This window comes from Nocardia vinacea (assembly GCF_035920345.1).
Taxonomy (GTDB): Bacteria; Actinomycetota; Actinomycetes; order Mycobacteriales; family Mycobacteriaceae; genus Nocardia; species Nocardia vinacea_A.
The window spans coordinates 3,778,545-3,796,662 of record NZ_CP109149.1; the positions used below are offsets into that span (position 1 = coordinate 3,778,545).

General features: G+C 65.3%; 20 protein-coding genes. 7 read left to right on the plus strand and 13 right to left on the minus strand.

Annotation, left to right across the window (positions count from 1 at the left end; all coding sequences use genetic code 11):
• Window positions 1-21: 21 nt before the first annotated feature.
• The 6 genes from OIE68_RS17685 to OIE68_RS17710 form a co-directional block, all read right to left on the minus strand.
• Window positions 22-438, minus strand: a complete 417-nt coding sequence (locus tag OIE68_RS17685) for a hypothetical protein (protein WP_327100456.1) — start codon at window positions 436-438, stop codon at window positions 22-24.
• Window positions 435-1,298: an amidohydrolase family protein gene (locus tag OIE68_RS17690; protein ID WP_327100457.1), complete on the minus strand. Its 864-nt coding sequence runs from the start codon at window positions 1,296-1,298 to the stop codon at window positions 435-437. The genes OIE68_RS17685 and OIE68_RS17690 overlap by 4 nt, the downstream gene beginning before the upstream one ends.
• Window positions 1,299-1,406: 108 nt before the next feature.
• Window positions 1,407-2,624: a cytochrome P450 gene (locus OIE68_RS17695; protein ID WP_327100458.1), complete on the minus strand. Its 1,218-nt coding sequence runs from the start codon at window positions 2,622-2,624 to the stop codon at window positions 1,407-1,409.
• 25 nt (window positions 2,625-2,649) lie between these two features.
• A complete protein-coding gene (locus tag OIE68_RS17700; RefSeq protein ID WP_327100459.1) occupies window positions 2,650-2,844 on the minus strand; it encodes a ferredoxin in 195 nt (64 codons plus the stop codon).
• A 46-nt stretch (window positions 2,845-2,890) separates the two neighbouring features.
• A complete protein-coding gene (locus tag OIE68_RS17705) occupies window positions 2,891-4,087 on the minus strand; it encodes an NAD(P)/FAD-dependent oxidoreductase (RefSeq protein WP_327100460.1) in 1,197 nt (398 codons plus the stop codon).
• 274 nt (window positions 4,088-4,361) lie between these two features.
• Window positions 4,362-4,604 (minus strand): helix-turn-helix transcriptional regulator, encoded by a 243-nt coding sequence (locus tag OIE68_RS17710; RefSeq protein ID WP_327100461.1) that lies wholly within the window; start codon window positions 4,602-4,604, stop codon window positions 4,362-4,364.
• A gap of 59 nt (window positions 4,605-4,663) precedes the next feature.
• Between OIE68_RS17710 and OIE68_RS17715 the strand changes: the two genes are divergently transcribed.
• Window positions 4,664-4,927, plus strand: coding sequence for a hypothetical protein (locus OIE68_RS17715; protein WP_327100462.1), 264 nt, complete (start codon window positions 4,664-4,666; stop codon window positions 4,925-4,927).
• 5 nt (window positions 4,928-4,932) lie between these two features.
• Here OIE68_RS17715 and OIE68_RS17720 read toward each other — a convergent pair whose 3' ends face one another.
• The 4 genes from OIE68_RS17720 to OIE68_RS17735 form a co-directional block, all read right to left on the minus strand.
• Window positions 4,933-6,456: a long-chain fatty acid--CoA ligase gene (locus tag OIE68_RS17720; protein WP_327100463.1), complete on the minus strand. Its 1,524-nt coding sequence runs from the start codon at window positions 6,454-6,456 to the stop codon at window positions 4,933-4,935.
• 101 nt (window positions 6,457-6,557) lie between these two features.
• On the minus strand, window positions 6,558-7,310 hold the full coding sequence (locus OIE68_RS17725) for an SDR family NAD(P)-dependent oxidoreductase (protein WP_327100464.1): 753 nt from the start codon (window positions 7,308-7,310) through the stop codon (window positions 6,558-6,560).
• Between the two features lie 158 nt (window positions 7,311-7,468).
• A complete protein-coding gene (locus OIE68_RS17730; RefSeq protein ID WP_327100465.1) occupies window positions 7,469-8,128 on the minus strand; it encodes a TetR/AcrR family transcriptional regulator in 660 nt (219 codons plus the stop codon).
• Between the two features lie 78 nt (window positions 8,129-8,206).
• Window positions 8,207-10,198 (minus strand): dehydrogenase E1 component subunit alpha/beta, encoded by a 1,992-nt coding sequence (locus OIE68_RS17735; RefSeq protein ID WP_327100466.1) that lies wholly within the window; start codon window positions 10,196-10,198, stop codon window positions 8,207-8,209.
• A 141-nt stretch (window positions 10,199-10,339) separates the two neighbouring features.
• Here OIE68_RS17735 and OIE68_RS17740 point away from each other — a divergent pair, with 141 nt between their 5' ends.
• Window positions 10,340-11,500: an acyl-CoA dehydrogenase family protein gene (locus tag OIE68_RS17740; protein ID WP_327100467.1), complete on the plus strand. Its 1,161-nt coding sequence runs from the start codon at window positions 10,340-10,342 to the stop codon at window positions 11,498-11,500.
• A gap of 53 nt (window positions 11,501-11,553) precedes the next feature.
• Here the strand turns inward: OIE68_RS17740 and OIE68_RS17745 are convergent, their stop codons facing one another.
• The gene (locus OIE68_RS17745) at window positions 11,554-12,417 is read right to left on the minus strand and encodes a mycofactocin-coupled SDR family oxidoreductase (protein WP_327100468.1); all 864 of its coding nucleotides are present in this window, start codon (window positions 12,415-12,417) and stop codon (window positions 11,554-11,556) included.
• 351 nt (window positions 12,418-12,768) lie between these two features.
• Between OIE68_RS17745 and OIE68_RS17750 the strand changes: the two genes are divergently transcribed.
• The 5 genes from OIE68_RS17750 (at window position 12,769) to OIE68_RS17770 (ending at window position 16,089) form a co-directional block, all read left to right on the plus strand.
• Window positions 12,769-13,917: an amidohydrolase family protein gene (locus OIE68_RS17750; RefSeq protein ID WP_327100469.1), complete on the plus strand. Its 1,149-nt coding sequence runs from the start codon at window positions 12,769-12,771 to the stop codon at window positions 13,915-13,917.
• Between the two features lie 70 nt (window positions 13,918-13,987).
• Window positions 13,988-14,197 (plus strand): hypothetical protein, encoded by a 210-nt coding sequence (locus OIE68_RS17755; protein ID WP_327100470.1) that lies wholly within the window; start codon window positions 13,988-13,990, stop codon window positions 14,195-14,197.
• A gap of 58 nt (window positions 14,198-14,255) precedes the next feature.
• Window positions 14,256-15,068: a mycofactocin-coupled SDR family oxidoreductase gene (locus tag OIE68_RS17760; protein WP_327100471.1), complete on the plus strand. Its 813-nt coding sequence runs from the start codon at window positions 14,256-14,258 to the stop codon at window positions 15,066-15,068.
• Window positions 15,065-15,904 (plus strand): NAD(P)-dependent oxidoreductase, encoded by an 840-nt coding sequence (locus OIE68_RS17765; protein WP_327100472.1) that lies wholly within the window; start codon window positions 15,065-15,067, stop codon window positions 15,902-15,904. Before OIE68_RS17760 ends, OIE68_RS17765 begins: the two co-directional genes overlap by 4 nt.
• The gene (locus OIE68_RS17770; RefSeq protein WP_327100473.1) at window positions 15,901-16,089 is read left to right on the plus strand and encodes a ferredoxin; all 189 of its coding nucleotides are present in this window, start codon (window positions 15,901-15,903) and stop codon (window positions 16,087-16,089) included. The genes OIE68_RS17765 and OIE68_RS17770 overlap by 4 nt, the downstream gene beginning before the upstream one ends.
• A gap of 79 nt (window positions 16,090-16,168) precedes the next feature.
• On the opposite strand, the gene OIE68_RS17775 is transcribed toward OIE68_RS17770, so the two are convergent.
• Window positions 16,169-16,813, minus strand: coding sequence for a LuxR C-terminal-related transcriptional regulator (locus OIE68_RS17775; RefSeq protein ID WP_040701288.1), 645 nt, complete (start codon window positions 16,811-16,813; stop codon window positions 16,169-16,171).
• Complete coding sequence (locus OIE68_RS17780; protein WP_327100474.1) at window positions 16,801-17,976, minus strand: sensor histidine kinase; 1,176 nt, start codon at window positions 17,974-17,976, stop codon at window positions 16,801-16,803. The genes OIE68_RS17775 and OIE68_RS17780 overlap by 13 nt, the downstream gene beginning before the upstream one ends.
• Window positions 17,977-18,118 lie beyond the last annotated feature (142 nt).

Consider the following 18,118-nt stretch of genomic DNA (forward strand, 5'->3'; position numbering starts at 1 on the left):
CTCCGGGCACGCGAGCGCGGGTCAGACGCCCTCCGGGACCTCCGCGAGCTTCTTGGACTTGTCGAAACCGACGATGTCGGCGAGGGTGCCGCCCAGGATGGCGGCGCGATCCTCGTCGGGAACGCCCTCGAAATTCTCGGCAATGCATTCGGCGCTGCCGCGGAAAGTTCCCTCCGCATGCGGGTAGTCGTTGCCCCACATGATGGTCGTCAATCCGGTGATGTGCCGGGCCTTGACCGCGGTCGGGTCATCGGCGAACTGGACGTGGATCTGACGCTGCACATACTCACTCGGCTCGAGCGGCCACGGCCACTTCGCATTGATATTGAACAGCCGTCCCATGGTCGGCTGATCCTTCGGCGAGCGAGTGTCGTCCCAGAAGCCGAGCCACCAGTCCGGGTCCTGGCCGGTGCCCGTCCGCCACGACCGGTCCATCATGCCCAGGTACGAAACGAGCCATCCCGCGCTGTACTCGACCAGGTTGAAGTGCAGATTCGGAAAGCGTTCACAGACCCCGCCGCCGACCAGATCGGCGATGATGCCCTGTGGGATCGCGGAGGCGGTATTGCCCCGCCGCCCATGGTCCGGCCCGCCACCATATCGTCGGTGAGCTGGCCCTTGCCCATATTGACGGCCATCATCAGACCTTTGACGGTCACCGCCGTCTCCGAGGTTTCTTCCTTGACCGAAACCCCGCCGGTGGCGACATGGAAGAACACCGGCATTCCGTTCGCCTGCGCGGCCGCCCAGATCGGGTCGTAATGCCGTGACCAGTACGGCACCGGCGGCAACTCGGGCAGCAGGATGGCCCCGAGTCCGGCGCGGGCGCAGCGCTCGATCTCGGCGACCGCGTCCGGGACATCGGTGACGGGGATGGCGGCGGTCGGGCGCATCCGGTCCTTGTACCGGAGATAGCGCTCGACAATGTAATCGTTGTAGACGCGCGCATGCGCCATCGACAACTCGTGGTCATCGGTGAACAGCACGAACAGCGACAGATTCGGGAACATGACGGCGGCGTCGACGCCATCGATATTCATATCCCGCAGGATGTGCTCCGGCTCGCCATCCGGAGTCGGTCCGGCGGTCTGCCGGTACTTCGAAATGGTCCAGCCGTCGAAGCCGATCGTGTGCAGTTTCTTGAACTCGGTGTGTCCACCCGGCACGATCGGCTCGTCGAGCGTGAATTCCTCTTCCCAGAGCGCCCGTTCCCGAAGATGTACGGGCAGCCGGGTTTTGAACAGGTCGACCGGTTCGATGATGTGCGAGTCACCGGAGGCGACGAACTCCTTGAACATGCGGTACCTCTCTCGTCCCTCGATGCGCTGGTGGCAATCGGTTCAGGGATCCGCATCCAAGGTTACTTGTACCGGTCGGTCCAGTCTTGGAAATGAGGGCACTAATCGCTACCAGGCAACCGGCAGTTCGTAGATGCCGTAGGCGAGCGAATCACCCTTGAACCGCAACTGGTCGAAGTCGACTCCCAGCCGCAGCGTCGGGATGCGACGGTAGAGGGTGCCGAATACGACCTCGAGTTCGATGCGCGCGAGCTGCTGGCCGATGCACTGGTGTGGGCCCCAGCCGAACGCATGGTGGTGGCGCGCCTCGCGCAGGAGATCCAGCTTGTCGGGCTCAGGGAAGGCCACCGGGTCGAAATTGGCCGCGGGCAACGAACTGATGATGCCCTCCCCCGCGCGGATCGTCTGTCCTTCGACCTCGATATCTTCGGTGGCGATGCGCCGCTGAAGCAGATGCGGGATGGTCAGATAGCGCAGCAGTTCCTCGACCGCGCCCGCGATGACCTTCTTATCCTCGGTTTCGCGCAGCAGTGCCAGCTGGTCCGGATTCTCCAGCAGCAGCGCGGTCGCGAGCGTGATCATATTCGCGCTGGTCTCGTGACCGGCGATGAGCATGATCATGCTCATGATGGTGGCGCCGGGCATATCGAGCTCGCCCGCCTTGACCCGCGCCGCGAGGTCCGAGACAACGTCCTCTTCGGGCTTTTCCATCTTGGCCACGATCAGCTTGCCCAGGTAGGCGCCGAGGGCCGCATTCGAGGCGTTGTTCTCCTCCGGAGTCACCTCCCGACCGTTGGTGATCTTGGCGTGTGCTTCGAAGAAGTCGTGATCCTCGTACGGCACGCCGAGGAGTTCGCAGATCATCAGCGACGGCAGCGGCAGCGAGAGCGCCTCCACCAGATCGGTCGGATTCGGGCCCGCCAGCATCTTGTCGATGAGGTCATCGGTGACCCGCTGGATCGCCGGGCGAACCTTCTCCATCCGCCCGCGGGTAAACGAATTCGTCAGCATCCGGCGCAATCGCGCATGCTCAGGCCCATCGGTGTCGAAGAGCGTCTTCGGCCGGTCGTGGATCGTCTCGGCGATGGCCGGGGTCATATACGGAAATCCGGGCAGATGATCGTTGGCGCTGACCCGCGGATCGGCCATGACCTGCCGCTGGGCGGCGTGCGAGGCGATGAGCCACGGGGTTCGACCGTCCCAGGTACGCACCCGCGAGAGCGGGAGACCGGCGGTATGCAGCTCACGCAATTCCGGCGGAGGCAGGAACGGGCACTTGGCATCTCGCGGCGTCGGGTATTCGGGGATATCCACGGTCTCGGTCATGATCGGCTCTCCTTGGGTCGACATTTCATTCCTCGATGGAGATCGCCATCGCGGGACAAACGGCCGCCGCCTGACGGACGTCATCGGCCTGTTCGGCCGATGGGTGTTCGTTCAGCAGCACCACGATGCCGTCCTCGTCACGCTGGTCGAACACCTCGACAGCGGCGGCAACGCATTGTCCGGCCGCGACACACTTGTCTTCGTCGATGACAACCTTCATCGGGTCTCTCCTGGTCTTTCGTGAATTGGGCTGGGGCTGAAGGCGATCAGGGCCGAGGGCTGGTTGCCGCGAGACTCGGGAGCGCATCGACGATCTCCTGTCGGCGCAGGCGAGTCTGCTTGGGCATATTCCAGCCGAGGACTCCGGTGACGACACCCGCGTCGCGGTACCGCGCGACGAACCGTCCGGTCGCCGGGTCACCGTCGACGATGTCGACCTCGGCACCGATGGGGAGCCTGCCGTGCACCTGGATCTTCACGTCGAATTGATCGGTCCAGAAGTAGGGCACCGGCACATAGGGGTGGTCCTCCCCCATGATCACACCGGCGACGGCCGCGGCCTGCTCGGTGGCATTGGTCCGGTTCTCCAGACGGATCAGCCCGCCGAACTGCTCGTGATGCCACCGGGCCAGATCGCCGACAGCGTATATTCCCTCGGCGGCGCGGCAGCGGGAATCGCAGACCACACCGTTATCGAGTTGCAGCCCACTGTCTTTCAGCCAGTCGGTCGCCGGGGCCGCGCCGATCGCGACGACCACTACGTCGGCGGGTAGCACCTCCCCGGTGCCGAGTCGCACCCCGGTAACCCGACCGTCCGCACCGTCCAAGCCGACGACACCGGTGCCCAGTCGCAGCCGCACACCGCGCTCGGTGTGCAAGTCCGCCAACAGTTTCGACACCATCGGGCCGACCTGCAAAGCCATGGGGGCCGGCTGCGGACCGGTCATCGTCACGTCCAGCCCGAGTGTGCGTGCGGTGGCGGCGATTTCGGCACCGAGGACGCCCTCACCGACGACGACCAACCGCGAGCTGATCAGTAGGTCCGCTCGTAGCGCCAGCGCGTCGTCGAGGGTGCGCAATACGTGCACACCGATCAGGTCATCCTGTCCGGGCAATGTCCGCGCCCGCACCCCCGTGGCGAGTACGACCGCGTCCGCCCGCAATTCGTGTCCGGCAGCAGTGCGTACGGTTCGGGTCGTCGGATCCAACCCCGTCGCCCCGGCCCCGAGTATGAATTCGGCATCCAACGCCGCCAGCATCTCCTGCTTGCGCAGCGCGGCCCGATCCGGCTCCCACGCGCCCGCAAGCACCTGCTTGGACAGCGGCGGCCGATCGTAAGGCGCATGCCGCTCATCGCCGAGCACCGTTATCGGGCCTTGAAAGCCCTTGCGCCGCAGCGATTCCACCGTCGACAGTCCGGCCGCCGACGCACCGACCACCAGCACCCGTTCCGGCGCGGTCATGCGACTGCCTCGCGAACAAACCTCATCTACGACTCCCGTTCGACTGCCTCGTGCCCGGCGACAATCGAATGTTAGACCTATCGGTCGGTACAATCAAGGTTGGCCGCCGGACCCGCGACACAGATCGGGCTCGGCCGCAGTCGACCGGCCGAACCCGACAAAAGAGTGAACCTATTTCCTGGACGCGACCTGCACGGCGGCATACGCGCCGACGTCGACGAGCAGGTCGATGCCATTGAGAAAACTCGCCTGATCTGGCTACACCCTCGCCGACTCATCGGACGGCCACGCGGTGGCGGTATTCGACCGGGGTGCAGCCCGCGAAGGTGCGGAAGGCGCGGCTGAAAGCGCTCGCGCTGCCGAAGCCGACCGACATGGCGACCTCCAGGATGTTCACACCCGGCTGCGCCAATGCGACCATGGCTCGGATCAGCCTGGCCTGTACCAGGAAGTCCCGCCAAATCATGCCGGTGGCGCTGCGGAATCGTCTGCGCAGGGTGCGCTCGGAGATATTCAACGCGGCACAGACGTCCTCGGCGGCGACGGTTGCCAGATGCTGTGCGGCAATGTTTCGAGTTGCTGTTCGACGAACTCGGCCTGCGCCGACCCGAGTACGTCACCACGAAAGAGCAACTGGGTGAACTGGATTCGGCCTTCGACAGTAGGCTCGGCTTCTACGGGTCCTATCTGTCGGGGGCCAAGCTGTTCCAGCAGACCACGCACGACCGAGCGCTGCATTTCGAATTCGACGATATGACCCTGCTCCGCTACATCCGGTGGTATCTGCGGCATATCGGTGACACCGGGCAGGTGGGCGGGGATGTCGCGGCGGCCGTGTGAGCGAATCAAGCAGGACCGTCGCGCAATACGCGCTTGAGCACCTTCCCGGAAGGGGTTCTCGGCAAGGTGTCGATGCATTCGATCTCCGCGGGCACTTTGTATTTGGCCAAGCGGGTGCGACAGAAATCCTTCAGCGCCTCGGCGTCGAAGTGGCTGCCCGCACGCAACACGACGAATGCCTTCGGCACTTCGCCCCAGCGCGGATGGGGCATACCGACGACCGCCGCCTCGACGACGTCGGGGTTTTCGTACAGCACCCGCTCGACCTCCGGGGTGGCGATATTCTCCCCGCCCGAGACGATCATGTCCTTCTTGCGGTCCTCGATGTAGAGGTAGCCGTCTTCGTCGAGGCGGCCGATGTCTCCGGTGTGGAACCACCCGTTGCGCAGGGCCGAGCGGGTGGCCGCCTCGTCCCGCCAGTAGCCGGAGGTCACCTTGGGCCCCCGGATGACGATCTCGCCGAGTTGTCCGGCCGGAACACGGGTATCGCCCTCGTCGACAATGGCGACCTCGACATCGGCCACCGGGCGCCCGACGGAGCCGACCTTCGTTCGCATGTGCTCGGCGTCGTTGACGGTATCGCCGGAGACGGTTTCGGTGAGGCCGTACGCGTCGGCGAACCAGGCACCCGGGAACGCATCGGCGATCCGGTCGAGCAGCGGGATGGGCATCTTCTCGCCACCGCCGGTGATGAAGCGGATCGATGAGGTGTCGCGATCAGCGATATCGGGCAGTTGCAGCAGGCCGTTCATCATCGACGGCGCCAGCCAGACATTGGTCGGGCGCAGCTGTTCGATCGCGTCCATCACCGCGACGGCGTCGAAACGGCGGATCAGGCTCAGTCGGCCACCGGCGTGGAAAGTGGCCAGACCCGGCAGGTCCATTCCGCCCACGTGGTAGAGGGGACCGCACACCAGGGTGTTGTCCGCGGCGGTCAGCGAGAACTCGAGGATGTGCGCGAGGTTTTTCCAGGTCAGATTCTGATGCGAGATCATCACACCCTTCGGGCGCGAGGTCGTGCCCGAGGTGTACATAAGTCGTTGCAGCGCATCGGGTTGCACATCGACGACGTCGGTCGTCCGGCCGATATTCGGTCCGACCAGCGCGTCGTATTCCAGCCACGACGGATCCGGCGCGGCATCCAGCGTCACGCGGTGTCGCAACTGCGGCAAGGACGAGGCCAATGCATCGATGCCAGTCGTGAACTCCGACTCCGTCACGATGGCGCCGGCGTTCGAGTGCTCGAGAATGTACTGCCATTCCGCCGGGGACAACCGATAGTTGAGCGGCATGATCGCGGCGCCGATGTGATTGGCCGCGAGCATGGTTTCCACGAATTCGACCCGGTTGTACAACAGTACGGCGACGATATCGCCCGCGTCGACTCCCAGTTCACGCAGTGCGAGGGCCAGCGCATGCACTCGGGTGCGCAGCTCGGCGTAGGTCAGGGCCCGATCGCCTTCGGACAGTGCGATTTCGGCTGCGTATTGTTGCGCGTTCCGGTCGAACACGGCGGCGAAGTTGTACATTCACGGGCCTTCGCTGTGAAGAGGAAGCTGAAAGTTTTCTGTACCGGTCAGACTAATCAACTGTGGCGCGGCAGACAACCATTGACGACGGTTCCGCCACATCACGGCAATGAGTAGCCACCGTCGACAACCAGGGAATGCCCGGTGACCCAACGGGATTCATCGCTGGCGAGATAGACGACCGCGCCGGTGATGTCGGCGGGTGCGCCGAATCCGAGCGGATGCTTGGCCTCGATCGCATTCATCGCCTCGGCGGGCAGGCCGTCGTGCACGGCCGTCGGAAAGGTGCCGGGACATACGGCGTTGACCCGAATCCCCTCCTTGGCGTATTCGAGTGCGGCGACCCGGGTCAGGTGGATCACTCCGGCCTTCGACGCGCAGTAGGGCGCGGCATACGCCCAAGCGGTCAACCCGCCGACGGAGGCGATATTGACTATGGAGACATTCGCCTTCTTGCGCAGTGCGCGGGCGACGGCGCGGATGCCGTGGAACGTGCCGGTCAAGTTGACCGACATCGTGCGCTGCCAGTCCTCGGTGGACAGATGGTGGATGCGGGCGTTCGGCGACACGATGCCCGCGGTATTCACCAGCACATCGACAGTGCCGCTGCGCTCGACGGCGGACCGGATGAGCGCGTCGAATTCGTCGCCGTCGGCGACGTCCAGCCGTTCGGTTTCCACGGCAATTCCCTTGGCGCGCAACGTATCCGCCAGCGACGCCATGGCATCGACATCGAGGTCGGCAAGGACGAGATCGCGAATCCCCTCCTCGGCGCAGCGCAGCGCCACCGCCGAGCCGAGCGCGCCGCCCGCGCCGGTCACCACCGCGGTCTTGCCTTCGAGCCTCGAACCCATGTCGGCCTCCCATGTCGGGACAGTGAATTAATTAGAACACTCGGTATACAAAACCAAAACCGCAAATCTGTCAAGGTCTCGCGCGCCGACCCCGGAAACGCCGAACGCCGCGTTGGACAACACGTGGTTGTCGAACGCGGCGTTCGGGTCGGTCAGTGCTAGGCGGTACTCGCCGCTGTCTGCGCCTCGACCTGCGCCTCCAGCGCCTCGAGATCGCATTTGCCATCGGCGAAGCCATTGAAGAGCGTGTGGCAGTAGGACTTCGACAGGAATTTCGCATCCCATCGCTTATCCGGATCCAGCCACTGATAGGTGCGGTTGTGCATATTGAGAAACTGCAGCATGGCCAGGGTCGGATCGGCCTTGCGCAGCGATCCGTCATCCATCGCGTCGACCAGCAGCGACCGCACGACGTGCTCGACTTCTTTGCGCTTCTCGAGCATGCGGGACAGATTCTCGCCGGTCAGTTGGCGATAGTCGTGTTCGTACACCCAGATATGGTCCAGGCGCTCGAAGATGACGTTCAGCAATTCCTCGGACAACAACCGCAGTTTGACCAGTGGCGGCGCATCCAACCCTTGGATACGCGCGGCGACGACCAGCAACGGGTCGAGAACCCGCCCCTGGATTTCGACGAGCAGATTTTCCTTGGAGCCGATGTAGTAGTACAGCGCGCCCTTGGCCAAGCCGACCGTTTCGCCGATCTCGATGATCCCGGTCGCCGCATAGCCCTTTTTCGCGAATAGCGCCGCGGCCGTATCGATGATTTCCTGCCGCTTGACCTCGTAGGCGGGTCCGTGTCCTGGTGGTCGAGCCATCTCATCCCTCCCGCGGTCGCGTGCGAACCGAGTATACGCAGAGTGAACGGTCGGTAGAAACTTCCGTGTCGGTGTCTGTCACGGGTGGGCGTCCAGGGATTCGCGAATCGCGGCCTCGATGCGCGCCTCGTCGGGCAGCCAGATCTGCTCCAGCGCCGGAGTGTACGGCGCGGGTGTCGCTCCGGCGGTCACCCGGATCACCGGCGCGTCCAGGTACCAGAATCCCTCGCGGACGGCGCGGGCGGCCAGTTCGGCGCCGACACCGAATTCACCGACGGCCTGGTGGACGACCACCAGACGATTCGTCTTGCGCAGCGAGGTCAGGACGGTATCGAAGTCCAGGGGACTGATGGTCCGCAGATCGATGACCTCGACCTCGATGCCCTCGGCGGACAGGCGATCGGCGACAGCGAGGCAGTCGTACATCATCTTCGAATACGACACCACGGTCGCATCTACGCCTGGTCGTCGCACGATCGCCTTGCCGAGGGGCACAAGGTGATCCGCCGACGGCTCGGGCCCCTTCTTGCCGTACAGCAGGCGGTTCTCGATGAAGATCACCGGATTGGGATCCTGGATCGCGGCCCGCAACAAGCCATAGGTGTCGGCCGGAGTCGACGGCATCACCACCGTCAACCCGGGGATATGGGCGAGCAGACCCTCGAGGCTCTGGGAATGCTGACTGCCGGAGGATTTGCCCGCGCCGAACTGGGTGCGCACAACCAGGGGCATGGTGACCGCGCCGCCGGTCATGAAGCGCAATTTGGCCGCCTGGTTCATCAATTGATCCAGGCAGACGCCGATGAAGTCGAAGTACATCAGTTCGACGACCGGGCGGTAGCCCGCCATCGCCGCGCCCACCGCGGTCCCCATGATCGCGCTTTCGGAAATCGGGGTGTCGCGGACGCGGCCCGGGAATTTGTCGGCCAGACCGCGCGTCAAACCGTAGACATTGCCACCTTTTCCGACATCGATACCCGCCAGGAAGACGGTCGGATCTTCTTCGAGCTCGCGGGTCAGCGCATTGGTGATCGCATGCATGATCTTCAGCGTTCCGCCGGTCGGGGTCGCCGGCTCCGGTATTTCGGCACGTGGCGTGGTGACGAAATCGCCGACCGTCTCGGCAGCGGGATACGGTGCGGCGGTGGCCTGTTCGATCGCGTGCTCGATCACGACATCGACCTCGCGCTCGACGACAGCCAGTTGCTCGGCCAGGCCGCGCCCGCGCATGGTGTCGGCGAGCAGGACCAGCGGATCGCGCTTCTTCCATTCGGCGAGTTCTTCGGCGTCCCGGTAGCTTTCGGGATCGCCCTCGTAGTGCCCGTGCCAGCGGTAGGTGGTGGCCTCGACGATCATCGGGCCCGCGCCGGCGCGCAGCCGCGCAACCAGCTCGCGCTGTAGCGCCGCGACCTGCACGACATCGTTGCCGTCCACCCCGTGGTATTCGACGCCGTAGCCCGCCGCGCGCTCGCGCAGGGTCGCCCGGTGCTGGTCGGCCGCCGCGGAGAATTCGGAGTAGCCGTTGTTCTCGCAGAAGAAGATGACGGGCAGGTCCCACACCGCGGCCAGGTTGACCGATTCATGGAACACGCCCTGTGCGATGGCGCCGTCGCCGAAGAAGGCGACGACCACGCCGCCTCCCCGGCGCAGCTGGGCGGCGGTACCGGCGCCGACCGCGATCGGGAGGCCCGCGCCCACAATGCCGTTCGCACCGAAGATGCCCTTGCGCGGATCCGCGATGTGCATCGACCCGCCGCGGCCCTTGCAGGTTCCGGTCTCCTTGCCCATCAGCTCGGCGAACATGCCGTCGACATCGAGACCCTTGGCGATGCAGTGGCCGTGCCCGCGATGGGTCGAGGTCACCACATCCCGGTCGTCCAGTGGCCAGCAGGCGCCGACCGCGGAGGCCTCCTGCCCGATGGAAAGGTGCAGGAATCCGGGTATCCGGCTGTCGCGGTAGAGCCGGGCGGCGTGCTCTTCGAACCGCCGAATCGTCAGCATTCTCCGGTACATCTCGGTCAGCGTCGCCGCATTCCCCGAGTCCGTTGTCCGCAAGTTGGATTCAGTCATTGTCATGGATTTCTCACCGATCGCTCGACGGCCTCGCACTCGGTGCGACTGTTGACGCGCGGCACCGATAGTCAATATTATACCGAGTGTTCGAAAAAACAAGAGTCGCTGTTGGCGACCAGATGACAGGACGGACTCGCTATGGATCTAGACCTGCCCGCCGAGGCGATCGAGCTACAGAAGCTGTGCCGTGACTTCGCCGAACGGGAGATCGAGCCGCACGCCGAGTCCTGGTCGGAGCAGGAACGATTCCCGTCCGAGGTCTTCCTGAAAATGGGCGAGTTGGACCTGACCGGGCTGCTCGTCGCCCCCGAGTACGGTGGCACCGATGCCGGGTTCGTCTCCTACGTAGCCGCCATGGAAATGATCGGCGCGGCGGACCAGTCGCTGGCCGCCTGCTGGAACGCCCACTCCACCATCGCCTCACTCCCCCTGGCCACCTTCGGCACCGCGGAACAGAAGGCGAAATGGCTTACACCGCTCGCGAGCGGTACCCATATCGGCGCCTTCGGACTGACGGAACCGACCGCGGGCTCGGATGCGGCCGGAATCCGGACCACCGCAAAGCGCGACGGTGACGGATGGCTCATCAACGGCACCAAAATGTTCATCACCAATGCGGGCACCGAGATCAGCCTCGGTGTCACGATTCTCGCGGTGACCGGTACCGACGACGACGGAACCAGAAGGTACGGAACGTTTTTCGTGCCGACCGGCACACCGGGCTACACCGTCGGGCATCCGATGAAGAAGCTCGGCTGGCATGCGATGGATTCGCGGGAGCTGATTTTCGACGATTGCTGGATTCCGGGCGAGAACCTGATCGGCGACGAGGGCAACGGGCTGCGGCAGTTCCTCGACGTGCTCGACGGCGGCCGCATCAGCGTTGCCGCATTGGCGCTGTCACTGGCCCAAGAGGCGCTCGATCTCGCGGCCACCCACGCGTCCCAGCGCGAGCAGTTCGGCAAGCCGCTCTCGGCATTCCAGGCGGTACAGCACAAGCTCGCCGATATGGCCACCGAGGTCGAAGCGGCCCGCGCCCTCGTCTATCGCGCCGCGTGGCTCGCCGACCAGGGCAGGCCGTTCGGCCAGGCGGCGGCCATGGCCAAGTTGTACGCCTCCGAGGTGGCCAATCGCGCGGCCAGTGCCAGCGTCCAGATCCACGGCGGATACGGCTATATGCGCGAGTCGAAGATCTCGCGCTTCTATGCCGATGCCAAGATCCTCGAAATCGGCGAGGGCACCAATGAGATTCAGCGCAATGTGATCGCGCGGTATGTGGCGCGCTCGGCGCGAGCCTGAAAGCGGTGGGTGGGCAGCCGACCACTGCCCACCCGGTCAGCAAGTCGGCAGCGTCAGAAAGCTGGCAGCTGGGGGCGCTTCCTGACGTAACCACCGGCGTCGACGCGCATCTGCATGCCGGTGACCCACCGGGATTCCTCGGAAATCAGATAGAGCACGGCGTCGGCGATGTCCTCGGGTTCGACGTAGGGGTTGCCCATACCGGTGGTCGCGGGGAAGGAGACCAGGGCGTCCTCGCGCGTCGGATTCTCCAGATCGGGCCGGAACGAGCGGTACATGAGCTCGTTGTTGAGCATGTCGGTATTGACATTCGTCGGGTGCACCGCATTGGCCCTGATCTGCCGGGATGCGAGCACGGTCGCGAGATCGTGGATGAAGGCCGCGACGGTGCGCTTGGCAAAGGAGTAACCGAGGCCCCCGGGACCGTTGGCCGGATTGTCGACGCTCGCCGGAATCAGTGCGGCAAGCGATCCGGTCGCGACGATCGAGGCCCCCGCCTTCAGATGCGGCAGGGCGGCCTCTACGGCGTGGACGACGCCGTTGAAGTCGACGGTGATGGCGTCGATGAAGGCCAGCGCACTGTCCTGCGGACCCAACGGGGCGATACCGGCTTGTGCCACAACGCCATCGAGCCTGCCGAATTCGGCAACACCCTCGGCCACAGCGGCCTTCAATGCGGCTGGGTCGCGCACATCGGCCTTGCGGGCGACGATGCGCCGCCCGAGCTTATCCACCAGGCGGGCGGTTTCGTCGAGATCATCCTGGCTCGCCAATGCATAACCGTTGGTGGGGATGTTCTCGCACAGATCGACGGCAATGATGTCGGCGCCCTCCTCCGCGAGCCGCAGCGCGTGTGCGCGCCCCTGACCGCGGGCGGCTCCGGTTATGAAGACGACTTTGTCCTGTACTCGACCCATTGTGGCTTCCTTCCATCGACTCTCGCGGCGCGGCGGGACGCTCGAATGCGGGCGCGGATCTACTCCGGCGCTGCCGTGGACACGGCGCGGCCGCACGATCCCGGCGAGCTGGTGCCATGAGCATAGTGAGTTCGACGGTAAATGGGTAGACTGAATTTTGCTTGATTAGTTGACGGAGGCACAGTTTCCGCTGAGTGAGAAGTAATCAGGTGTACACAATAAGTGGAGTGATATAGAGTTATGTGCCAGCACACAGCTGGCTTCGGCTCTGCGCTGCGTATGTCGAGGGCGGAGCAAGCCCATTTGCGGGACCTGCTCCGACGCGCCGCGATCTGGACGAGGGAGCACAAGATGCCATTGCAGCCATGGATGAAGCTGCTGTCGACCGATGACCACCTGATCGAGCCCCCGCGCCTGTGGGTGGACCGGTTGCCCACGAAATACCGGGAGGCCGGTCCGCGGATCGTGGAGCAGGCTCGCGAGGGCAACGCCGCACCCGCGGAGGTGTGGACCTACGAGGGTCGCGTCTATCCGTACATCGGCCTCAATGCCGTTGCGGGTAAGAAGCCCGAAGAGTTCGGCACCGAGCCGACCCGCTACGACGAGATGATCCCGGGCTGCTACGACCCAAAGGCCCGCCTGCGCGATATGGACCTCGATGGCGTCTGGGGTGCGCTGTGCTTCCCGTCGTTCCCACGCTTCGCTGGCACGGTATTCCTGGAGGGCCGGGACAAGGAACTCGCACTGCTGTCTGTGCAGGCGTGGAACGATTTCGTGCTCGACGAGTGGTGCACGGCGGGTCCGGCCGACCGCCTCATCCCGCTGAGCATTCTGCCGCTGTGGGATGTGCAGGCGTGCGTCGCGGAGATCCATCGGGTCGCAGCCAAGGGCTCGAAGGCGATTTCCTTCCCGGAGAATCCGGAGCCACTCGGGTTGCCGTCGTTCTACACCGATCATTGGGATCCGATGTTCTCCGCGCTCGAGGAGACCGATATCCCGCTGTGCCTGCACTTCGGCACCTCGGGTAAACCGCCGAAGACCTCCGAGGAGGCCCCGTTCGCGGTGACCATCTCGCTGTTCGGCTGCAACTCCATGTTCGCCACCGCGGACCTGTTGTTCTCGCCGGTGTTCCACCGGCACCCCAAGCTGAAGGTCGGTTTGTCCGAAGGCGGCATCGGCTGGATGCCGTACATGTTGGAGCGGATGGACGGGACGTGGGAGCGGCACCGCTTCTACCAGAACATCAATCAGGATGTGCGGCCGTCGGACCTGTTCAAGAAGCATTTCCACGGCTGCTTCATCGACGACCGGTTCGGCATCGAGGTGCGCCACCACATCGGCGTCGAGCGCATCACGTGGGAATGCGACTACCCGCACTCGGACTCGTACTGGCCCAAGAGCCGTGCCTACGCGGCCGAAGTGCTCGCCGACGTACCGGACGACGAAGTGCACCAGATGGTCGAGCTCAACACCCGTCGGCTCTACAACCTTCCGGCATGAGAGGTCAGGCCCGGAGGCGGCAGCGCAGCGTAACCACGCAGGGCCCCGATCATGCCGCAGGAGGTACAGCATGAGTCGCAAGCCCGAGTCGGAGCGCTCCGACTGGACGGAACTGGACCTGCTGACCCGCGAGGAGGCCTATGGCCGCCTGCAGGAGGAGATCGGCGAGGTGGAGGCGCGGCTGCCCGAACTCGGTGCGGCCGACGCCGCCGAGCGTGAGCTGCTCGAAACGCGGCTGCGCGCGCTACGCGAGGCCGCCGCCGACCTACTCGGATCCTGACCGGCCACGTCGGTCAGTGACGCGAAAAGCATTGCACAACAATGGAACTGAGGTTGGTATGGGGCGTGCAGAGGGCAAGGTCGCACTCATCACCGGAGCTGGGCGCGGCCAGGGCCGCTCGCATGCGGTGCGGCTGGCGGAAGAGGGGGCGGCCGTCGTGATCACCGATGTCTGCCAGGAGATCAGCCAGGCGCTGCCCTATCCGCTGGCGACGAAGGAACAGCTCGAGGAGACCGCGAAACTGGTCGAGGCCGTCGGCGGCCGGTGCGTCACCCTCCAGGCCGATGTGCGCTCGCTCAGCGATATGCGGGCCGCGGTCGACGCGGCGACGGCCGAATTCGGTCACCTCGACACGATTGTCGCCAATGCCGGAGTGATGAGTACCGGTCGCGCCTGGGAATTGTCCGAGGAGGAGTGGGACGTGACCATGGACGTCAACCTCAAGGGCGTGTGGAATACCGTGCGTGCCGCCGTGCCCGGCATGATCGCCGCCGATGCGGGCGGATCGATCATCATCACCAGCTCGGCGGCGGGTATCCGGGGCCATGTGCCCTACGCCCATTATGTGGCGAGCAAGCACGGCGTGGTCGGCCTGATGAAGGCGCTGTCCAATGAGCTCGCCAAGCACCGGATCCGGGTGAACACCGTGCATCCCACCGGCGTCAGCGACACCGGCATCACGGTCGGCGTGCCGATGGAGGAGCTGAAGGAACGCGAGCCGCTGTTCGCGCTGGCCGCGATGAATACGCTGCACACGCACGTCGAGCCGCGGGATATCTCGAATGCCGTGCTGTTCCTCGCTTCCGACGAGGCGCGGTACGTGACGGGACTGCAGTTCACCGTCGACGCGGGGTCTACCACCAAGCCATGAGCGAGCTCCCGACGATCGGATTCCTGGGGGCGGGCCGTATCGGTGAACCGATGGCGCAGCACTTGCTCGCGGCTGGCCACCGGGTCCGCCTGTATACCCGGCGCGCGGAGGTCGGCGAGCGGCTCGCCGGAGCCGGAGCCGAACTCGTCGACCGGGTGCGTGATATCGCGGACGCCGACGTCGTCGTCAGCTGTCTGTTCAGTGATGCCCAGGTGCTCGAGGTGCTGCCCGAAGTCGTGGGAGCCATGCGCGCGGACGCGATTCTCATCTCGCACACCACCGGAACGCCGACGACGCTGAGTCGACTCGACGAGTTCTCACCCACCGGCAAGGCCCCGATCGTGGACGGACCATTCAGTGGGACAGCGGATTCGGCACGCGCCGGACGGCTCGTGGTCTACCTCGGCGGCGAGCCCGAACATGTGGCGACGGCACGTCAGGTGGTGCGGGCCTATGCCGATCCCGTCATCACGACGGGCGCGCGCGGTACGGCGCTGCTGGTGAAGCTGCTCAACAATCTGCTGTTCGCGACGATCTCGCAGGTGACATTGCGCGGTCTCGCGGCAGGTCGATCGGTGGGCATCGAGGACAGCGCCTTGCTCGAAGCCCTCGCGGTCAGCGCCGGTGGCAGCAATGCGGGGCGTCATATCGCCGCCGTCGGCAGCCCCGATCAGTATGCCGAAACCGTCGGTCCTTTCCTGCGCAAGGATCTGGCGGCCTGCCGGGAAGTCGCGGCCGAAGTGGGCGTCGACCTCTCGGACCTGCTGGCCATCGCCTACGCCGGGCCGATGAATCTCGGCGAAATCTCTACTCTCGAGAACGGAGTTGTTCGATGAAAATCACGATCGACAGTTCGCTGTGTTCCGGACACGCCCGGTGTGCGGCCGCGGCACCGGAGTTGTTCGAACTCGATGACGACGGTTACGCCCTGCCTTTCGCAGGTGAGTTGCCCGCGGATCTCGAGGATGCGGCGCGCGAGGGCGAAATGGCCTGTCCGGAACGCGCCATCACCATCGAGTGACACCGTTCCCGTACTCAGCGCCCCGTCGAGAACCTGCCGCAGGTCTCTGAACGGGGCGCTCGTGCTCGACTGCCGGCCGCTAGGCGTTGTTGAGGTACGCGAGTACCGCCAGCACCCGGCGATGTCCGCTATCTGTCGTCGGCAGGCCGAGCTTCTGGAAGACATTGCCGATGTGCTTGCTCACCGCACGTTCGGTGACGACGAGTGTCTCGGCGATGGTCGCGTTGTCGTGCCCGGCCGCCATCAATTCCAGCACCTCGCGCTCCCGCGGAGTCAGCGAGTCCAGGGGCGAATTCCGGCGGCGGGTGAGCAATTGGCTCACCACCTCCGGGTCGAGTGCGGTGCCGCCGGCCGCGACCCGGTCCAGTGCCTCCAGGAATTCGTCGACGCGCCCCACCCGATCCTTGAGTAGATAGCCGACCCCGCTGGCCCCGCCACCGAGCAATTCGGCGGCATAGGACTCCTCGACGTACTGCGAGAGCACGAGCACCGGCAATCCGGGCAGCTCCTTGCGCGCGGCCAGCGCGGCCCGCAGCCCCTCGTCCCGGAAGGCCGGTGGCAGCCGGACATCGAGTACGGCGATATCCGGGCGGTGGGTAAGCAATGCGGGCAGAATCTCCGGCCCGCTGCCCGCCACGGCCACGACCTCGTGTCCGGCCGAGGTCAGCAACAGGACGAGTCCTTCCCGTAGCAGGGCGTTGTCCTCGGCCATCACCACACGCACGGCAATTCCACCTCGATTTCGGTAGGGCCCCCGACGGGGCTTGTCACAGTAAAGGTTCCGTCGAGCGCGGCGACCCGACGCTGCATTCCGAGCACACCGGACCCCGCCGCCTGGGAACCGTTGCCCCGCAACATATCCTCGACTCCGCCCCGCCCCTCGTCGCGCACCGACACGCGTAACCCGTTGTGTATCCGCATGATTCGGACCTCGGCCCGCTCGGACCGGCTGTGTTTGGCCACATTGGTCAATGCCTCGGCGACGACGAAATATGCCGCCGCCTCCACTGCCGCCGGGGCCCGCGGCCCCTGCGACACCTCGTCCACGTCCACGGTGACGTCGAGACCGCTGTCGGTCGCGAGTGCCAGAATGGCTCCGGCTAGACCGCGGTCAGTGAGGATCGGCGGGTGGATCACCCGCACGATGTGGCGCAGTTCGGTCAGCGCTTCCTCGGTCAGTTGCTGCGCCTCGTCGAGCAGCTTGCGCGCGTTCGCTGGATCGCGTTCCATCGCGCGTTTCGCCAGACCGATCCGCATGGACAGCGATACCAACCGCGCCTGCGTGCCGTCGTGCAGATCGCGTTCGATCCGGCGCAGTTCGGCGCCGTGTGCGGCGATCGCGCTGGCCCGGGTCTCCGTCAGCTCGTCGACCCGGGCCGCGAGCCATGCCTTGGGCGGGGGGCGCAACAGCGACCGCGACCAGTTGGCGTCCAGATCGGCCAGTCGACCGATCAGCGGGAGTACCAACGCTTTTCGGCCGAGCAGACCGCACCACACCCCGTCGACGGGCAAACCGATCAGCCACAGCGGTATCGCCAAATAGGCCAGGGCGCCGTAGAAGTAGTAGGCCAGCATCCAGCGCAGGTCGGCGAGCGTCGTCGGGTCGCGCACGACCGCGCGCAGGCTCTGCCGTAGCGGGCCGCCGATCGGCGAATACACCTCGGGGACGGTGCGGCCCGTCCAAGCCGCCACCTGGCGCCGCTTACTGCCCGCGAACTGGCGCACCAGCTGGGCCGTCACCGGCACCATCCCGATACCGATCAGCGACAGCGCACCGGCCAGCGTCAGCAACAGCATCGAGATGAACAGGTACGAGCCGAAGGCCAGTGCCGCGGCATTGGCCAGCTGCGCGGTTGCCCGCGCCGCATGTCGCACCGTTTTCCGCATGTGACCAGGCTATGCGACGCGATGCCCGCTGACGGTGTAGCGCGGTACCGCTGAGGGGTGTAGCCAGGTACACCCCGACTTCGGGACCGCACTCCCTCGTTGCGGCGAGCGGCAGACGGAATCGTTGACGCCAGACGTTAAC

Bases quoted from the DNA above. Each gene is read 5' to 3' on its own strand.
- OIE68_RS17770 (WP_327100473.1), top strand. From the start codon at position 15,901: ATGAAAATCACGATCGACAGTTCGCTGTGTTCCGGACACGCCCGGTGT.
- OIE68_RS17755 (WP_327100470.1), top strand. From the start codon at position 13,988: ATGAGTCGCAAGCCCGAGTCGGAGCGCTCCGACTGGACGGAACTGGAC.
- OIE68_RS17725 (WP_327100464.1), bottom strand. From the start codon at position 7,310: ATGGGTTCGAGGCTCGAAGGCAAGACCGCGGTGGTGACCGGCGCGGGC.
- OIE68_RS17730 (WP_327100465.1), bottom strand. From the start codon at position 8,128: ATGGCTCGACCACCAGGACACGGACCCGCCTACGAGGTCAAGCGGCAG.
- OIE68_RS17685 (WP_327100456.1), bottom strand. From the start codon at position 438: ATGATGGACCGGTCGTGGCGGACGGGCACCGGCCAGGACCCGGACTGG.
- OIE68_RS17780 (WP_327100474.1), bottom strand. From the start codon at position 17,976: ATGCGGAAAACGGTGCGACATGCGGCGCGGGCAACCGCGCAGCTGGCC.
- OIE68_RS17690 (WP_327100457.1), bottom strand. From the start codon at position 1,298: ATGTTCAAGGAGTTCGTCGCCTCCGGTGACTCGCACATCATCGAACCG.
- OIE68_RS17735 (WP_327100466.1), bottom strand. From the start codon at position 10,198: ATGACTGAATCCAACTTGCGGACAACGGACTCGGGGAATGCGGCGACG.
- OIE68_RS17760 (WP_327100471.1), top strand. From the start codon at position 14,256: ATGGGGCGTGCAGAGGGCAAGGTCGCACTCATCACCGGAGCTGGGCGC.
- OIE68_RS17700 (WP_327100459.1), bottom strand. From the start codon at position 2,844: ATGAAGGTTGTCATCGACGAAGACAAGTGTGTCGCGGCCGGACAATGC.
- OIE68_RS17765 (WP_327100472.1), top strand. From the start codon at position 15,065: ATGAGCGAGCTCCCGACGATCGGATTCCTGGGGGCGGGCCGTATCGGT.
- OIE68_RS17750 (WP_327100469.1), top strand. From the start codon at position 12,769: ATGCCATTGCAGCCATGGATGAAGCTGCTGTCGACCGATGACCACCTG.
- OIE68_RS17695 (WP_327100458.1), bottom strand. From the start codon at position 2,624: ATGACCGAGACCGTGGATATCCCCGAATACCCGACGCCGCGAGATGCC.
- OIE68_RS17745 (WP_327100468.1), bottom strand. From the start codon at position 12,417: ATGGGTCGAGTACAGGACAAAGTCGTCTTCATAACCGGAGCCGCCCGC.
- OIE68_RS17720 (WP_327100463.1), bottom strand. From the start codon at position 6,456: ATGTACAACTTCGCCGCCGTGTTCGACCGGAACGCGCAACAATACGCA.
- OIE68_RS17740 (WP_327100467.1), top strand. From the start codon at position 10,340: ATGGATCTAGACCTGCCCGCCGAGGCGATCGAGCTACAGAAGCTGTGC.
- OIE68_RS17705 (WP_327100460.1), bottom strand. From the start codon at position 4,087: ATGACCGCGCCGGAACGGGTGCTGGTGGTCGGTGCGTCGGCGGCCGGA.